Raw genomic sequence first — 16,751 nt, 5'->3', positions numbered from 1 at the left:
CGCCGGCTCTGTAGCGGCCGCTCGGCTGCCAAGATAGCGGTCTCTGTCTCCGGATCGACAGGAACCCGCGGCCGGGCCTTCAAGATTTCTGTGCGATCTTGTGCCATAGGACGAAAAAAACGAGATGTCCGCCATGCGCAACCTCTCCCTCAAGCAGCTTCAGGCGGTCGCTGCCGTGGCCCGCCTCGGCACCATGACCCGGGCGGCGCAGGAGCTGAACGTCACTTCGGCCGCGCTCTACGCGCGCATCCGCCAGCTGGAGGAGGAGGCCGGGCTGCTGCTGTTCGACCGGACGCCCGGCGGCCTCAAGCCGACCGATGCCGGCCGCGAGATGCTCTGGGCGATCGACAGCATCAACACGGTGCTGGAGACCTGCACCGACCGCTTGCGCACCCTGCGCGGCGCCGAGGGCGGACGGGTGGCGCTGGGCGTCGTCTCCACCGCCAAGTACTTCGCGCCCCAGGTGATCGCCGGCTTCGTCAAGAAGCATCCCGGCGTCGAGATCAGCCTGTCGGTGCGCAACCGCGGCCAGACCGTCGAGGCCCTGCGCGGCTACGAGATCGACTTCGCCCTGATGGGCCGCCCGCCCCGGGACTTCCCGATCGAGGCCGCCACCTTCGGCCCGCACCCGATCGTGCTCATCGCGCCGCCGGGGCACCCTCTGGCGGGCAAGAGCGGCCTGAACCGCGAGGACCTCGCCGACCAGCCCTTCTTCCTGCGCGAGGAGGGCTCGGGCACGCGCATGGTGTTCGAGGAATTCATGGCCGGCGTGCTGGTGAAGCGGGCACCGCTCGATATCGACACCGGCTCGAACGAGACCATCAAGCAGGCGGTCATGGCCGGCCTCGGGATCGCGCTGCTCTCGGTGCATTCGGTGGCGGCCGAGCTGGAGAGCGGGCGGCTCGTGCTCCTCAACGTCAAGGGCCTGCCGATCCGGCGCGACTGGTACGCGGTCCGGCGCGCCGACAAGGTGCTCGGGCCTGCGGCCTCCGCGGTCTGGTCCTACCTGATGTCGGAGGGTGCGCGCAGCCTGCCGGGCGTCGCAGAGAGCGGTCTCGCGCTGGCGGGAGCCAAGGCGTGAGTGCGGCCGGGATCGTCGTCGCGGGCGCCGGCCAGGCGGGCTTCCAGCTCGCCGCCTCCCTGCGCGAGGGTGGGTTCAGGGACCCGATCACCCTGGTGGGCGACGAGACCGCCCTTCCCTACCAGCGGCCGCCCCTGTCGAAGGCCTACCTCGCCGGCAAGACCGATCAGGAGGGTCTGTTCCTGCGCCCGCCCGGCTTCTTCGCAGAGCACGCGATCACGCTCCGGCCGGGGCTCCGGGCCGTCGCGATCGACCGGACGGCGTGCCGGCTGCAGCTGTCGGACGGCGGGCACCTGCCCTACGACCACCTCGTGCTCGCCACCGGCGCGCGCAACCGGCCTCTGCCCGTGCCCGGGGCAGACCTCGAGGGTGTGCGTCAGCTGCGCGGCCTCGCGGATGCCGACGCGCTCAAGGCGGAGATCGAGGCCGCCCGGGCGATCGTGGTGGTGGGCGCCGGCTTCATCGGGCTCGAATTCGCCGCCGTCGCGGCCGGGCGCGGCCTCTCCGTGACGGTGATCGAGGCAGCCGAGCGCCCCATGGCCCGGGCGATCTCGGCGGAGATGGGCGCGTTCTTCCGCGCGGCTCAGGAGACCATGGGCGTGCGCTTCGCCTTCGGGGCCGGCGTGACGGCGATCCTCGGACGGGACGGCCGCGCCGTCGGCGTCGCCCTCGCGGACGGCGGAGAGCTGCCCGCAGACCTCGTCCTCGTCGGCATCGGCGTGCTGCCGAACCGGGACGTCGCCCTGGAGGCAGGCCTGCCGGCCGAGGATGGGGTCCGGGTCGACGCGTTCCTGTCGACACCCGATCCGGCCATCTCGGCGATCGGCGACTGCGCGCGGTTTCCCAGCCCCTTCGCCCACGGACTCACGCCGGACGGCACGGTGCGCATCGAATCCGTGCAGAACGCCATCGACCAGGGGCGCTGCCTCGCGGCACGGCTTAACCGAAAGCCGGCGGCCTACGGCGCGCTGCCCTGGTTCTGGAGCGACCAGGGCCGGCACAAGCTGCAGATCGCCGGGTTGTCGGGCGCCTCGGATAACAGCGTGGTCCGCGGGTCTGGACCCGCCTTCTCGGTCTTCCGCTTCCGCGACGGCCGCCTGAGCGCCGTCGAATCCGTCGACAGGGCGGCCGACCACATGATCGCCCGGCGGCTCCTTACGGCCGGGACGCCGCTGACCCCGGACCAGGCGGCGGATCCGGATTTCGACCTCAAGGCGCTTGCGCTGCAGCGGCCCTGAGGGCGCTCAGCCCGGGAACGCCACCGGGGCGGACTTCTGCCGCAGGGCGATGGCGGTGCCGATGCCGAGCGCCAGGATGGTGACCGCGCAGAGGGCGAGCGCTCCGAATTGGCCGAGCCGGAGGAGCGCCTGCCCGATCACCGCGACGCCGAGCGCCTGCCCGCAGAAGAACGAGAAGGCGTGGAGCGCCACCGCGGAGGCGCGGGCCGTGGGCGCGACCTCGGTGACCTGCGTCTGGTAGGTGTTGTGCAGCATGTAGAATCCGAGCCCCATGGCGGTGAGCGCGGCGCAATCGACCTGCCACGTACCGGCGAGCCCGACGACGGTGAGGGATGCGCCGCAGATCAGGCCGCCGCCGATGAGCATCCGCGGCAGGCCGAGCAGCCGCACCAGCAGCCCGACCAGGGCCGAGTAGAGCAGGCCGCCGACCGCAAACCCCGCCAAGACGAGTCCGGCCTCGCGCGGGCCGCCCTCGCCGCGGGCCTCGATCAGCGGGGCGAGGTGCGGGAACACGCCGAAGATCGCGATGGCCTCGATGAACACCGCCGAGAACAGCACCCGCGCCCGGGGATTGCGCAGGATCGTCCGGTAGCGCGTCACCGCCACGCCGAAGGCCGGACGTCGGGCGGGGGCGCGACCGGCCCGGTCGAAGCCGAACACGGTCGCCGCGCAGGCTATGGCCGCCACCGCTGCGGTGACCGCGAAGACGCCCCGCCAGCCGATCGCCGCCTCGATCAGGCCCGCGAAGGTCGAGCCCGAGAGCTGGCCGAGGATCACCGCAACCAGGAAACGGCCGATCGCCACCTGACGGCTCTCCATGGGCACTCGGTCGCCCAGCAGCGCCAGGGACAGGGGAATGCAGCCCCCCGCCGCAGCCCCCGCCAGCATGCGCAGGCCGAACAGGCTGCCGATGTCGGGGGCGATGCTGCACAGGGAGAGGGCGACGGCGAGCACCGCCAGGCAGGTGCTCATCACCCGCTCCTTGCCGAGCGCATCGCCGATCGGCCCGAGCACGGGCTGGATGAAGGCGTAAGGCAGCGCGAAGGCGGTGGAGAGGAGCGCCACCGTGTGGGCGTCGCTCGCGAGGTCCCGGGCGAGCACGCCCACCAGGGGCTCGACGGAGCGCAGCGCGAAGGTGCTGCCGAACCCCGCGCAGGCCAGCACGACGATCAGGCGCGGGATCGAGGTGGCCGGCGGCGCGGCGAGCGCCGCGGCGGATGGGAGGGCCGGCTCTGTGCTGTCCGTCATGGGAACGCTTCGCGACGCGGGCAGAATCCGCTCTGCGGCATCGCATCTCCCTCGCCGGAGCGGAACCCCGCCGCGCGACAGATCAGTGCGCGTAGAAGGCCGGATCGGAATTGTCGGTCGGATTCGCGAAGGCCCAGCGCAGGGCGGAGGACAGCGGTACGGTGTAGGTCAGCCCGCGCGGCGGCACCGGCTTCAGGAACCAGCGGTCGTAGAGCGTCATGATCTCGGGGCTTCGGTAGAGATCGGCGGTCGCCCGGTCGACCACCGCCTTGAAGGCCGGATCGTCCCGGCGCAGCATGATCCCGTAGGGCTCCGGATTCGACAGGGTCTCCTCGCTGACCACGTAGGCGGAGGGCTCCTTGGACTGTGCCGCGACCACGCTGAGCTGCACGTCGTCCATGACGAAGGCCGCCGCCCGGCCGGTCTCGACCATGAGGAACCCTTCCGGGACGTCCTTGGCGGCGGTCACCGTGATGCCGAGCTTGCGCTCGTTGTTGGCCTTGATCAGCATCAGGATGTTGGTCGAGCCGGCCACCGACGAGACCGTCTTGCCGCGCAGGTCGTCCAGGCTGGCGATGTGCTGGTCCTTGCGGGACACGAAGCGGGTCGCCGTCAGGAAGTGCGTGTTGGTGAAGTCGACCTGCTTCTTGCGCTCGGCGTTGTTGGTCGTCGTCCCGCATTCGAGATCGATCGTGCCGTTGGTCATCAGCGGGATGCGCGACGAGGAATTGACGAACTCCATGGCGACCTCGAGGCCGGGCCTCTTGAGCTCGCGCTTCACCGCGTCGGCGATCCGCAGGCAGATGTCGACCGCGAAGCCCACGACCTTCTGGTTCTGGTCCAGGTAGCTGAACGGGGTCGCGGTGTCGCGCACGCCGAGGACCAGCCTGTTGTTGTCCTGGATCTTCCTCAGGGTGCCGGCGGGCTCCCCTGCCTGGGCGGGAGCGCCGAGGAGGAGCGCGGCGAGCATGGGGGCGAGCAGGCGCATGGGCTGGCGTGTTCCGGTCGCGCGATCGGGGCGCCGGGCGCGTTGCTCCGCGGCGGGGAGCCGGACTGCGCGCCGGATCCGGCCCCCGGATCCGGCCTCAGCAAGAGTCCGGCCGCGCTCAGGCCGACGCGGCCGCCTCGTGTTCCTGCGCGAGCTGCGCGTCCGCGGCGGCGACCTTGCGGGAGGCCGGGCGGGATCGGATGCGCTCCACGTAATCCACCAGGATGGGCGCGGGCTCGACGAGGCCGAACCCCATGGTCCAGCCGAGGGCGCCGCCCCACAGGACGTCGGCGGCGCTGAAGCGCGCCCCGAGCAGGTATGGGCCGGGCGTCAGCGCCTCCTTCACCCGGGCGATGACGCTGTCGTAATCGGCATAGGCCGACATACCGCGCGGCCCCGGCTCCCGTTTCAGGTGCCGGTCGATCACGGCGGGCTCGAAGCAGGAGCCGTAGAACACCATCCAGCGCAGGTAGGCGGCGCGGGCGGGCTCGGCGGGCGCCGGGGCGAGACCGGCCTCCGGGAACAGGTCCGCGAGGTAGAGGTACACGGCCGCCTGCTCGGTCACGAGGGCCTCCCCGTGTCGGATCGCCGGCACCTTCGCCATCGGGTTGACGGCGCGGTAGGCGTCCTGGAGGTGCTCGCCGGCCCGCATGTTGAGCGCGTGCAGCCGATACGGGACGCCGAGTTCCTCGAGCAGCACGCGCACGCCCGACGAGCGGGTATTGGGCGAATGATAGAACTCGATGTCATGCATATTGGACGCTCCGCAGCCGGCGAGGATTGTCGATTCGCACGGCGGCACGCTCATACCGGCTGAAGTTCGGGTCAACCGCGGACCGGTACGCTGCTTCTCAAGGGACCGGAATCGCGGCAGGAACGTTGGGCGATTGTGCGATGCCGCGCGTTGGGGTTCCGTCCCGGACGATGCGAGCCGGGGGTTCGAGTTTCCATGGCGAAGATTCTGCTGGTCGAGGATCACGAAGAGATCTGGGACTTCCTCTCTCGGCGCCTCAAGCGGCGCGGCTACGAGGTGATCCTGGCGCATGACGGCGAGGCCGGCGTCCATCAGGCCCGCTCGGGCCAGCCCGACGTGATCCTCCTCGACATGAACCTGCCGGTCCTCGACGGCTGGTCGGTCGCGCGGACCCTGAAATCGGGCACCGACACCCGGGCGATCCCGATCATCGCGCTCACCGCGCACGCGATGTCGGRCGACCGCGACAAGGCGATCCAGGCGGGCTGCGACGACTATCATCCCAAGCCGGTCGATTTCTCGAAGCTGCTCAGCCAGATCGGCGCGGCCCTGGGCGAGACCGAGCAGGCGAGCTGACCCGGTTCGGATCGGCGCGCCGTCGCCCCGAGAACTGACATGAGTGGAGCGTATTCGTGACCGAGGATCCCGTCACTGCCCAGCGCCTGAAGCAGGGCCTGCCGGTCATCGTGGCGCTGGCCTCGCTGCTCCTCGTGGTCGCCACGTTGGCGGCGCTGTATTTCGGCCGCGAGATCCTCGTGCCGGTGACACTGGCGATCCTGCTGAGCTTCGTGCTGGTGCCGGCGGTCCGGATGCTCAGGCGGCTGCGCGTGCCGCGGGCGCCGGCAGTGCTGCTGGTCGTCGTGATCGTCTTCGGCGCCCTGTTCGGGCTCGGCAGCCTGATCGCCAGCGAGGCATCCCAGCTCGCCGCCGACCTGCCGCGCTACACCCAGGTGATGCGCACCAAGATCAAGGATCTGCGCGGGGCGACCTCCGGGACCAGCACGCTGTCACGGATCGTCGACATGGTGCAGGATCTCGGCTCCACCCTGCAGCCGCCGCCTGCCGCGGAGGTGCGTGGCGAGCCGGGATCGCGCACGCATCCCCTCACCGTCGAACTCACGCCCGCCCGCGCCAGCGTGGTCGACACGCTTCAGACCTTCGCGGGACCGATCCTCCATCCCCTGGCCACGACGGGCCTGATCCTGATCTTCACGATCTTCATCCTGCTGCAGCGGGAGGATCTGCGGAACCGGGCGATCAAGCTGGCCGGCGGCTCGGGCGACCTGCGCCGCACCACGGCGGCGATCGACGACGCCGCGAGCCGGCTCAGCCGGTTCTTCCTGGCCCAGCTCGCCCTCAACATCGCCTTCGGCCTCGTCATCGGCGTCGGCCTCTGGTTGATCGGCGTGCCGAGCCCGACGCTGTTCGGCGTTCTCGCGGCGATCCTCCGGTTCGTGCCCTATATCGGCGCGGCGATCAGCGCCCTTCTGCCCCTGATCCTCGCCGCAGCAGTCGATCCCGGCTGGAGCATGGTGATCGCCACCGCGGCGTTGTTCCTGGTGGTGGAGCCGATCTGCGGCCACGTCATCGAGCCGTTGCTCTACGGCCACTCCACGGGCCTCTCGCCGGTCGCCGTGATCCTGGCGGCGACGATCTGGACCTTCCTGTGGGGCCCGATCGGCCTCGTGCTGGCGACGCCGCTCACGGTCTGCCTCGTGGTGCTCGGGCGCCATGTGGAGCGGCTCTGGTATCTCGACGTGCTGCTCGGCGACCAGCCCGCGCTGTCGCCGCCCGAGATCTTCTACCAGCGCATGCTGGCAGGCGATCCCGTCGAGGCGATCGACCAGGGCTGGCAGTTCCTGAAGGAACGCGCCCTCGTCACCTACTACGACGAAGTCGCCCTCGCGGGGCTTCTACTCGCCCAGGAAGATCTCTCGCGCGGCACCCTGGACCGCGAGCGGCAGGACGAGGTCGGCGCGGCGATCCGCACGGTCGTCGACCGCCTGGGCACCGCTCCCGTGGCACGGCGGACCCGTCGGGGATCGGGCCGCGGCCCCGATACCGAGACCGCGGCGGCGCTGGCCGCCATCGGGCCGGACCGGCAGGTCGCCGGCATCGTCCTCGGCCGCGAGGACCTCGCGCCCAACTGGCGGGGCGCGACCCCGGTCCTGTGCGTCTCCAGCCGCGGCCCCTTCGACGAGGCGGCGACGCTGATGCTGAGCCAGATCCTCGCCCGGCACGGGCTGGCCTCGCAGACCCTGTCGATGGCGGCGATCCGCGCCGGCGAGCGGCCCGAGAACCCCGAAGCTTTGGCGCTGATCTGCTTCTCCTACCTCGAGCCGGTGAGCCTGTCGCAGATCCGGTTCACGGTCCGCCAAGCTCGGGCCGCGGTGCCGGGCGTCCGGATCCTGGTGGGTTTCTGGCGCGAGCGCGATCCGGCGACCCTGGAGAGGCTGCGTCGGGCGACCTCGGCGGATTTCCTGGTGACGTCCCTCAACGAGGCCCTTTCGGCGGTGCTGGACACCTGCCGGGCGCCCACGCCGTCCCGGCTCGTCCCGGCCCAGGTCGAAACGCACGCCGGGTCACCACAGCCGGCCGCAGCATGAGCCGCCGGCGCGACACCGCCGCCGGGCACGCGCCGTCGACATCGCGCGCCCGACCGCTACAGTCTCTCACGCCCGTCGTGATCGGCCGCGCGCGAAGTGCTTCCAGGATCCGGGGGGTAACGACCGACTCTCATGTCTGAGACTCCAGAAACATCCCCCGCCGGGCCGAGCCCTCCGATCAGGGACAGCGCACCGAGCGACTTGAGCGACCGCAGGAGCGACATCTTCTTCGCGGCCGTCGAGACGACGCGCATGCCGATGATCGTCACCGATCCGCGCCAGCCCGACAACCCGATCATCTTCGCCAACCGGGCCTTCCTGGCGATGACCGGCTACACGCCGGAGGAGCTGATCGGACGCAACTGCCGATTCCTGCAGGGGCCGGAAACCGACCGCGAGAGCATCGCCCAGGTCCGCGCGGCGATCGCCGAGAAACGGGAATTCGCCACCGAGATCCTGAACTACCGCAAGAACGGTTCGACCTTCTGGAACGCCCTGTTCGTCTCCCCGGTCTACAATGCCGACGGGGAACTCGTGTACTTTTTCGCCTCGCAACTCGACGTCTCGCGCCGCCGCGACGCCGAGGAGGCCTTGGGCCAAGCCCAGAAGATGGAGGCGCTCGGCCAGCTGACCGGCGGCATCGCGCACGATTTCAACAATCTGCTTCAGGTGATCGTCGGCTACGTCGACATCCTGGCCGCCGGCCTCGAGAAGCCCGACGCCGACCGCGCCCGGCTGGGGCGGGCCGCCGAGAACATCCGCCAGGCCGCCGAGCGCGCGACGACCCTGACCCAGCAGCTGCTGGCCTTCGCCCGCAAGCAGCGGCTGGACGGCCGCGCGGTCAACCTCAACACGCTGATCGAGGGGATGGGCGAGATGGTCGCCCGCTCCGTCGGCGAGGCCGTGAAGATCGAACTCGATCTCGCGGAGGATCTCTGGAACTGCCGCGTCGACCCCACCCAGGCCGAGGTCGCGATCCTGAACGTCCTGATCAACGCCCGCGACGCGATGCCGGAGGGCGGCACCGTGCGGATCTCCACGGAGAACAGCGAGATCGCCGCCCGCGGCCGGGAGATCGGGCCGCTGCGCGATGGCCGGTACGTCAGCATCGCCATCAAGGATACGGGGACCGGCATCCCGCCGGCCGTGCTCGCCCGGGTGATGGACCCGTTCTTCACCACCAAGGAGGAGGGCAAGGGCACCGGGCTGGGCCTGTCGATGGTCTACGGCTTCGCCAAGCAGTCGGGCGGTGCCGCGCAGATCGACTCGACGGTGGGCGCGGGCACGACGGTGCGCCTGTCGTTCCCGGCGACCGACGGCGACGTGAACACGCCCCCGAAGGTCGCGCTGCGGTCCGTGGACCGGCAGGGCACCGAGACGATCCTGATCGTCGACGATCGCGAGGACGTGGCCGAACTCGCCCGGACCATCCTGCGGGACTTCGGCTACACGACGCTCGTGGCCGGCAATGCCCGCGAGGCCCTGGAGATCCTGGATTCGAGCGAGCGCATCGATCTGCTGTTCACCGACCTCATCATGCCCGGGGGCATGAACGGCGTGCTGCTGGCCCGCGAAGCGCGCAGCCGCCAGCCCAAGCTCAAGGTCCTGCTCGCCACCGGCTACGCGGAGGCGAGCCTGGAGCGAACCGATATCGGCGGCTCGGAGTTTGATCTCCTGAACAAGCCCTACCGGCGCACGGAGCTGGTCCGACGCGTGCGGGCCATCCTCGACGGTCCGACCGGGGTGGGCTGACCTTCGGGAGACGGCCGATGTCCCAGGGCGACAAGTCGAAGTACACCGACAAGCAGAAGCGCAAGGCGGAGCATATCGCGGAATCCTACGAGTCCCGCGGCGTGCCGGAAAAAGAAGCCGAGGCCCGCGCTTGGGCCACGGTCAACAAGGACGACGGCGGCGGCAAGAAGCCGGGCGGCTCGGGCCGGGGCAAGTCTACCGGTCATCCGGCCGCCCACAAGGGTGGCGCGAGCGGTGGCGAGGCGTCTGAAGGCCGGACGGCTGCGGAGCGATCCGCCTCCGCCAGGAAGGCCGCTGCGACCCGGAAGGCGAATGCCGCGGCGCGGGCGTGAGACGGATTGGCCGGCAAGGGCACAGCCGCGCCGTCGTCCCGAGCCACCCAGGGCGATCTAGCCGTCCCGCTCGGCGAGCTTGACCAGCGTGTGCAGCATCCGGTTGGCCGGCGTCGGGACGCCGAGTTCCGCGCCCTTGCGCACGACGTAGCCGTTGAGATGGTCGATCTCGCTGGGCCGGCCCCTGGCCAGGTCCTGGGCGGTGGACGAGCGCTGGTCGGCCATGGCGACGCTGAGCGCCATGACGCTGTCGAAGATGTCGGGCGCCACCCGCACATCCGCGGCTCTGGCGACGGCGCCGCATTCCCGCACCACGTCGGTCATGGATGCGACGACGCCCTCGCCCTGGACCAGCCGGCCGTAGGGAAGCTGCGTCAGGGCCGACAGGGCATTGTAGGCGCAGTTCATGATCAGCTTCGCCCAGAGGGCGTCGACGGCGCGCTCCGAGACCGTCGTCGGGATCCCGGCCGCCGTGAACGCGGCGGCGATGGCCGCACTCGTCTCCGAGGCGCCGAGGATCAGGTCGCCCCGCCCGTTGTGCCGGACGCGGCCCGGCCCGGTCATCGCGGTGGCGACGTAGACCGCCACCGGCACCACCGGCCGGCCGAGCACTGCGGCGAGCCGTTCGGCGTTGTCGACGCCGTTCTGGAGGCTGAGGATCGTGGCGGCGGCGGCGAGATGCGGCGCGATCATCGCGCCGACCGCCTCGGTGTCGCCGGACTTCACGCAGACGAGCACGAGCTCGGCCCGGGTGACCCCCTCGCCCTCCGTCGTCGCCCGCACCGGCACCGCGTCCGTCCCGCCCGCGCTCTCCAGCACGAGACCGTCCGACCGTACCGCCTCGACCAGGGCGGGACGGCCGATCAGCGTCACCGGGTGGCCAGCCTTGGCCAGGAGGAACCCGTAATAGCAGCCGACCGCGCCGGCTCCGACGACAGCGACGTTCATGGCGGTACCGCTGCTCATCGCGCCGAAGCCGCGGCGCGCTCGGGATGGAACGGGGCTGCGCCGACGGCGCTGCTGCGGACATGATCGAGGAGCGCCTGGGCCGGGTGGCGCAGGCGCACGCCGTCGACGAGCTTGGCTTGGCAGCGGCAGGAATAGCCGTCCGCCAGCAGGGTGCAGCCGGGCGCCTCGGCCACGAGGCGCGCCCAGCTCAGCCCGTAGATCGCCTCCGACGTGGCCCGGTGGCGCGCCTCGTGGCCATAGGTTCCGGCCATGCCGCAGCAGCCGGCCGCCGGCACCTCGAGCCGCAGGCCCAGATGGGCGAACAGGGCCTGCCAGTCGCGGACCGCGCCCGGCGCGTTGGTGCGCTCGGTGCAGTGGGGCAAGAGCTGCAGCGTCCCGCCACCTTGCCGGGGTGGGATCCGGTCGAGCTGCGCGGCGAGCCATTCCTGGAGCAGATGGACCTTGGGCAGGTCACCGCCTCCCAGCGCCTGCGCGTATTCGGACCTGTAGGTCAGCGTCATCGACGGATCGATCCCGACGAGGGGCACGCCCTGGCGCGCCAGTTCCGACAGCATCCCGGCGTTGGACCGGGCAACGGCGGCGAACCGGGCCAGGAACCCGTGCACGTGCAGCGGCTTGCCGTTCGGGCGATAGGGCACGAGCCAGGGCTTGAAGCCGAGGGCGGCCAGCAGCGCGCAGGCGTCGGCCACGACCTCCGCGTCGAAATGGCTGGTGAAGGCGTCCTGCACCACCAGAACCGCCTTCTCCCGATCGCCGGGGTCCAGCCGGGCGAGCGCCTCGGGAGTCGCGACGGCGACGCCGAGATCCGCCAGCCGCGCCGAGAGGGCGACGGGCGACAGGGTCGGGATCGCGACCAGTCCGGCCCTGGCGAGCAGCAGGCGCACCACCGGATTGATCAGGAGGCCGTTGCTCAGGCGCGGCGCCCGGGCGGCCAGCGGCAGGAGCGGTTCCAGCGCCGCTACGAGGTGGTCCTTCAGGGGCCGGGCGTAGCGCGTGTGGTAGAGCGCCAGGAACTTCGCCCGGAAGCTCGGGACGTCGACCTTGATCGGGCAGGCGCCCGTGCAGGACTTGCAGGCGAGGCAGCCATCCATCGCCTCCTTCACCGCGTGGGAGAAGTCGCCCGCCTCGGATCGCCGCCGGATCGTGCCCCATAGGGTAGCGGCCAGGTCGCGGAGCCACCCGGCCCGCTGCCGCGCCAGTTCGGCGGTCGGATCGACGCCGTCCGACGCCGCGCGGCGCAGCCACTCGCGCATCAGCGACGCCCGGCCCTTCGGCGAGTGCCGGCGCTCGCGGGTCACCTTCCAGGACGGGCACATGGCCTCGTCCACATCGAAGCTGAAGCAGGCGCCGTTGCCGTTGCAATGGAGGGCCTCGTCGAAATCCCGGCGGACCGGCGCCGGGATGGTGCGGTCCTGCTCGCCCCGGCGCGGCACACCGTCGATCGGGGTCAGCGCCTCACCCGTCGCCGAAGCGATCTTGCCGGGGTTCATCCGGTCGCCCGGATCGAAGGCGCGCTTGACGGCCTCCAGGGCCGGCATCAGCGGGCCGAAGGTCCGGGGCACGAATTCGGAGCGGAATCCCTTGCCGTGCTCGCCCCAGAGCAGGCCACCATACTTGGCGGTGAGCGCCACCACGCCCTCCGTGACCTCGCGGATCAGGCCGTTCTGGGCGGGATCCTTCAGGTCGATCGCCGGCCGGACGTGCAGGACGCCGGCATCGACGTGGCCGAACATGCCGTAGCGCRGCCCCTTGCCGTCGAGGAGCGCCCGGAACTCCGCGATGAAGTCGGCGAGCCGTTCCGGCGGGACCGCCGTGTCCTCCACGAAGGGGATTGGTCGCGCGTCGCCCTTGGCGGCCCCGAGGAGGCCCACCGCCTTCTTGCGCATGGTCCAGAGTTTCTCGATCGCCGCACCCCGGGCGACGGTGAAGGCGAGGCGCTTGGTGTCCGGGCCGCGCTCGGCCTCCAGCATGGCGATGAGCCGCCCGAGGACGGCCTCGACGGACGCGGCGTCGTCGCCCACGAACTCCACGAGATTGATGCCGTCCACCGGCCGCCCGGCCGGATCGTCGGGGAAGAAGGCCTGCACCTCGGCCCAGATCGGATCCCTGCGGGCGAGCGCCAGCACCGTGGAGTCGATCGTCTCCACCGAGGCGGCGCCGAACGGCAGGAGCGCCTGCGCGTCGCGCAAGGCCGCGTCGAAATCGACGTAGGACAGCGCCACCAGAACCGCGGCCTTGGGGATCGGCAGCACGTTGAGCCGCGCCTCGGCGATCAGCGCCAGCGTCCCCTCCGAGCCGCAGAGGACGCTTTTGAGGTCGAAGCGCCCCTCCGCGTCGCGGAGATGCGCAAGGTCGTAGCCGGTCAGGCAGCGGTTGAGCCTGGGGAAGCGCGCGGCGATCAGCGCCGCGTTCTCGGTGACGACCGTATCGACGGTGCGGTGGATCGCGCCGACGCGGTCGTTGCGCCCCTTGGCGGCGCTCAGCCCCGCCTCGTCCAGGGGCTCGGCGGTCCAGACCGTGCCGTCGGTGAGCACGCAGGTCAGGGCCAGGACGTGGTCCCGGGTCTTGCCGTAGAGGCACGAGCCCTGCCCGCAGGCATCGGTGGAGATCATGCCGCCGATCGTGGCGCGGTTCGAGGTGGAGAGTTCCGGCGCGAAGAACAGGCCGTGCTTGGCGAGTTCCCGGTTGAGCTGGTCCTTCACCACCCCCGGCTCGACCCGGACACTCCGGTTGGCGGCGTCGATCTCCAGGATGCGGTTCATGTGCCGCGAGGTGTCGACCACGAGGCCGTGGCCGAGCGACTGGCCGTTGGTGCCCGTGGCCCCGCCCCGCGGACGGATCACGATCGCGGCGAAGCGCGGGTCGTCCAGCAATTTGGCGATGCGCACGAGGTCGTCGCGGGTCCGCGGGAAGGCCACGGCCCCCGGTTCCACCTGGTAGATCGAGTTGTCGGTGGCGAAGACCGTGCGGTCGGCGTCCGAGAGCGTCAGGTCGCCCTCGAAGCCGCGCAGGCGCAGCTCGGCGCAGGCCGCTTCGTAGAGCGGCACGGCCTCGGTTCGGCGGGTCAGGACCGGGATCATCCGTGCCTTCTACACCCGGCAGATCGCGAAGGAAGATCGGCCGTTCTGTCGCGCGTCTCCCTGCGCCCGCCGGCATCCCCTTGCCACACCGGCCGGCGCGGGACGCTCGACGGGCAGGTGGACCGGGCAAGCCGGCGCGCCTGTCGGCTCGGCCTGGAGGCGATCCGTGCACCCGGCTTCGAGACTGACATGGCGGCCGAACTGATCCGGAAGGTCGCCTCCACGGTTATAGACACGGACGGATCGCGCCTGTTGAGGACGGACGGCGCGGCGTTGCCGCGGGCCGCCCGGACACCCATCTTGGGATCGCAGGATCGTCCGTCCGATTCTCGGCCCGCACGCGGGCTCTTCCTCCGCAGAATTGTCTGGCACCCACCTTTTGGCACGACGCACCACCGCTCCGGCGGCCGAGCCCGCGGCTCCTCCGCCCCTCCCTACCCGCGAGCAGATCCTCGCCTTCGTCGCCGAGTCGAAGGAGCGCGTCGGCAAGCGGGAGATCGCCAAGGCCTTCGGCATCACGGGGGCCGCCAAGATCGACCTCAAGCGCGTCCTCAAGGAGATCGAGGCGGACGGCGACCTCGACCGCGGCCGCGGCGGACTCGCCCCGGCGGGCCACCTGCCGCCCGTGGTTCTGGCCGACATCCGCTCGCGGGACCGCCATGGCGATTTCCTGGCCGTGCCGGTGGAATGGGGCGGGGCCGGGAAGCCACCCTCCATCGTGCTGACCCAGCCGCGCGGCCCTCGCAAGGGCAACCGGCCGGCGCCGGGCATTGGCGATCGCGTCCTGCTCCGCGTCGAGCGCGACGCGGAGGGCGGCTATGCGGGCCGCGTCGTTAAGGTCATCGGCAAGAACAAGGCCGAGGTGATCGGGGTTTACCGCGCCGGCGCGCAGGGTGGCCGGATCGCGCCGGTGGAGAAGCGCTCGCAGGGCCGCGAGATCATGATCCCGCCCGGCGAGGAGGGGCAGGCCCGCGACGGCGACCTCGTCAGCGTCACCTTGGAACGTGAGACGCGGTTCGGGCTGCCGCGGGGACGCGTCCGGGAGCGTCTGGGCTCCCTCGGCTCCGAGAAGGCGGTGAGCCTGATCGCGCTCCACCTGCACAACATTCCGCACGTCTTCTCGGATGCGACCCTGGCGGAAGCCGACGCCGCCGAGCCCGCGCCCCTGACGGGCCGGGAGGATTGGCGCGACCGGCCGCTCCTGACCATCGACCCGCCGGACGCCAAGGACCACGACGACGCCGTCATGGCCGAGGCCGATCCCGATCCGGCCAATCCGGGCGGCTTCATCCTCACCGTCGCCATCGCCGACGTCGCCGCCTACGTGCGGGCGGGCTCGAGCCTCGACCGCGAGGCGCTTGAGCGGGGCAATTCCGTCTACTTCCCCGACCGGGTCGTGCCGATGCTGCCCGAGCGGATCTCGAACGACCTCTGCTCGCTCCGCGAGGGCGAGGACCGGCCGGCGCTCGCGGTGCGCATGGTCATCGCCGCCGATGGCGAGAAGCGCCGCCACAGCTTCCACCGGGTGATGATGCGGTCCCGCGCCAAGCTCGCCTACGCGCAGGCGCAGGGCGCGATCGACGGACAGCCGGACTCTGCGACCGGGCCGCTGCTGGACACGGCGCTCCGCCCGCTCTGGGCCGCGTACGCGGCCCTGCGGGAGGCCCGGGACCGCCGCGGGCCGCTCGCCCTCGATCTGCCCGAGCGCAAGGTCCTGCTCAGCCCCGACGGTGCGGTCGACCGGGTGATCGTGCCCCAGCGCCTCTATGCCCATCGGCTCATCGAGGAGTTCATGATCCAGGCGAACGTGGCCGCCGCCGAGACCCTGGAGCACGCCCGGCAGCCGCTGATCTACCGCGTCCACGACGAGCCGGCTCAGGAGAAGATGCGGGCGCTCGGCGAGGTTCTGGCTTCGGTGGGCATCAAGCTGCCGAAGGACGGCGCGCTGCGCCCCGCCCTGTTCAACCGGATCCTGGCCATGGCGGCCGAGACCGAGCACGGCGTCTTCCTCAACGAGGTCATCCTGCGCAGCCAGGCCCAGGCGGTCTACGCCGCCGAGAACCTCGGCCATTTCGGCCTGAACCTGCGCCGCTACGCGCACTTCACCTCGCCGATCCGGCGCTACGCCGACCTCGTCGTCCACCGGGCGCTGATCACCGCCTGCCGGCTCGGCTCCGACGGTCTGGCCGTCGCGATCTCCGCGGGTGAGCTCGCCCAGATCGGCGAGCAGATCTCGGCCGCCGAGCGCCGCGCCATGGCGGCCGAGCGCGAGACCATCGACCGGCTGATCGCCCACCACCTCGCCGATCAGGTCGGCGCCACCTTCGAGGGTCAGATCGCGGGGGTGACCCGCGCCGGGCTGTTCATCAAGCTCGACGAGACCGGCGCCGACGGGTTCGTGCCCGTTTCGCAGCTCGGCGCCGACTATTTCCGCCACGAGGAAGGCCGCCACGCCCTGGTCGGCGAGCGAAGCGGGGAGACGTTCCGCCTCGGCGACCGGGTCGAGGTGCGGCTCGTGGAAGCCGCGCCGATCGCCGGCGCGCTGCGCTTCGAGCTGCTCAGCGAGGGCCGCTCCCGGTCGGGCGCCCGGAAGGCCGGCCCGGGGCAGAAGCCCGGCGCTCGACCGTTCAAGTCCGCGCCGCCCGGCCGCCCCGCCGGAATCCGCAACACCGGGTCGCGCCATCGCGGCTCGCGCCGCTGACC

Annotated in this window: 12 protein-coding genes; 7 read left to right on the top strand and 5 right to left on the bottom strand. The window is 71.4% G+C overall.

Features of this window, described 5'->3' with window-relative positions:
- Nucleotides 1–133 precede the first annotated feature (133 nt).
- Both AC1DXK_RS03920 and AC1DXK_RS03915 read left to right on the top strand, forming a co-directional pair.
- Nucleotides 134–1,081: a LysR family transcriptional regulator gene (locus AC1DXK_RS03920; RefSeq protein ID WP_457104080.1), complete on the top strand. Its 948-nt coding sequence runs from the start codon at nt 134–136 to the stop codon at nt 1,079–1,081.
- Nucleotides 1,078–2,319 (top strand): NAD(P)/FAD-dependent oxidoreductase, encoded by a 1,242-nt coding sequence (locus AC1DXK_RS03915; protein WP_457104081.1) that lies wholly within the window; start codon nt 1,078–1,080, stop codon nt 2,317–2,319. Before AC1DXK_RS03920 ends, AC1DXK_RS03915 begins: the two co-directional genes overlap by 4 nt.
- A gap of 6 nt (nt 2,320–2,325) precedes the next feature.
- On the opposite strand, the gene AC1DXK_RS03910 is transcribed toward AC1DXK_RS03915, so the two are convergent.
- The 3 genes from AC1DXK_RS03910 to AC1DXK_RS03900 all read right to left on the bottom strand — a co-directional run bounded on the left by AC1DXK_RS03910 (nt 2,326) and on the right by AC1DXK_RS03900 (nt 5,309).
- Entirely contained in the window at nt 2,326–3,567 is a 1,242-nt protein-coding gene (locus AC1DXK_RS03910) for an MFS transporter (RefSeq protein ID WP_457104082.1), read from the bottom strand.
- 82 nt (nt 3,568–3,649) lie between these two features.
- Nucleotides 3,650–4,555, bottom strand: coding sequence for an amino acid ABC transporter substrate-binding protein (locus AC1DXK_RS03905; protein WP_457104083.1), 906 nt, complete (start codon nt 4,553–4,555; stop codon nt 3,650–3,652).
- A 118-nt stretch (nt 4,556–4,673) separates the two neighbouring features.
- Entirely contained in the window at nt 4,674–5,309 is a 636-nt protein-coding gene (locus tag AC1DXK_RS03900; protein WP_457104084.1) for a glutathione S-transferase family protein, read from the bottom strand.
- Nucleotides 5,310–5,504: 195 nt separating this feature from the next.
- Here AC1DXK_RS03900 and AC1DXK_RS03895 point away from each other — a divergent pair, with 195 nt between their 5' ends.
- From AC1DXK_RS03895 to AC1DXK_RS03880, 4 genes are all read left to right on the top strand, one after another.
- Complete coding sequence (locus AC1DXK_RS03895) at nt 5,505–5,885, top strand: response regulator (RefSeq protein WP_477296950.1); 381 nt, start codon at nt 5,505–5,507, stop codon at nt 5,883–5,885.
- 56 nt (nt 5,886–5,941) lie between these two features.
- The gene (locus AC1DXK_RS03890) at nt 5,942–7,915 is read left to right on the top strand and encodes an AI-2E family transporter (protein ID WP_457104086.1); all 1,974 of its coding nucleotides are present in this window, start codon (nt 5,942–5,944) and stop codon (nt 7,913–7,915) included.
- Between the two features lie 132 nt (nt 7,916–8,047).
- On the top strand, nt 8,048–9,667 hold the full coding sequence (locus AC1DXK_RS03885) for a hybrid sensor histidine kinase/response regulator (protein WP_457104087.1): 1,620 nt from the start codon (nt 8,048–8,050) through the stop codon (nt 9,665–9,667).
- A 17-nt stretch (nt 9,668–9,684) separates the two neighbouring features.
- Nucleotides 9,685–9,999 (top strand): plasmid stabilization protein, encoded by a 315-nt coding sequence (locus AC1DXK_RS03880; RefSeq protein ID WP_457104088.1) that lies wholly within the window; start codon nt 9,685–9,687, stop codon nt 9,997–9,999.
- A 57-nt stretch (nt 10,000–10,056) separates the two neighbouring features.
- Here the strand turns inward: AC1DXK_RS03880 and AC1DXK_RS03875 are convergent, their stop codons facing one another.
- Entirely contained in the window at nt 10,057–10,947 is an 891-nt protein-coding gene (locus AC1DXK_RS03875) for a ketopantoate reductase family protein (protein ID WP_457104233.1), read from the bottom strand.
- A 14-nt stretch (nt 10,948–10,961) separates the two neighbouring features.
- Nucleotides 10,962–14,048, bottom strand: coding sequence for a D-2-hydroxyglutarate dehydrogenase YdiJ (gene ydiJ / locus AC1DXK_RS03870; protein ID WP_477296947.1), 3,087 nt, complete (start codon nt 14,046–14,048; stop codon nt 10,962–10,964).
- A gap of 379 nt (nt 14,049–14,427) precedes the next feature.
- On the opposite strand from ydiJ, the gene rnr reads away from it, so the two are divergent.
- Nucleotides 14,428–16,749 (top strand): ribonuclease R, encoded by a 2,322-nt coding sequence (gene rnr, locus AC1DXK_RS03865; RefSeq protein ID WP_457104090.1) that lies wholly within the window; start codon nt 14,428–14,430, stop codon nt 16,747–16,749.
- Nucleotides 16,750–16,751 lie beyond the last annotated feature (2 nt).

This window comes from Methylobacterium sp. P3_A11 (genome assembly GCF_056403155.1).
This window is presented reverse-complemented; position numbering and strand designations above follow the sequence as displayed.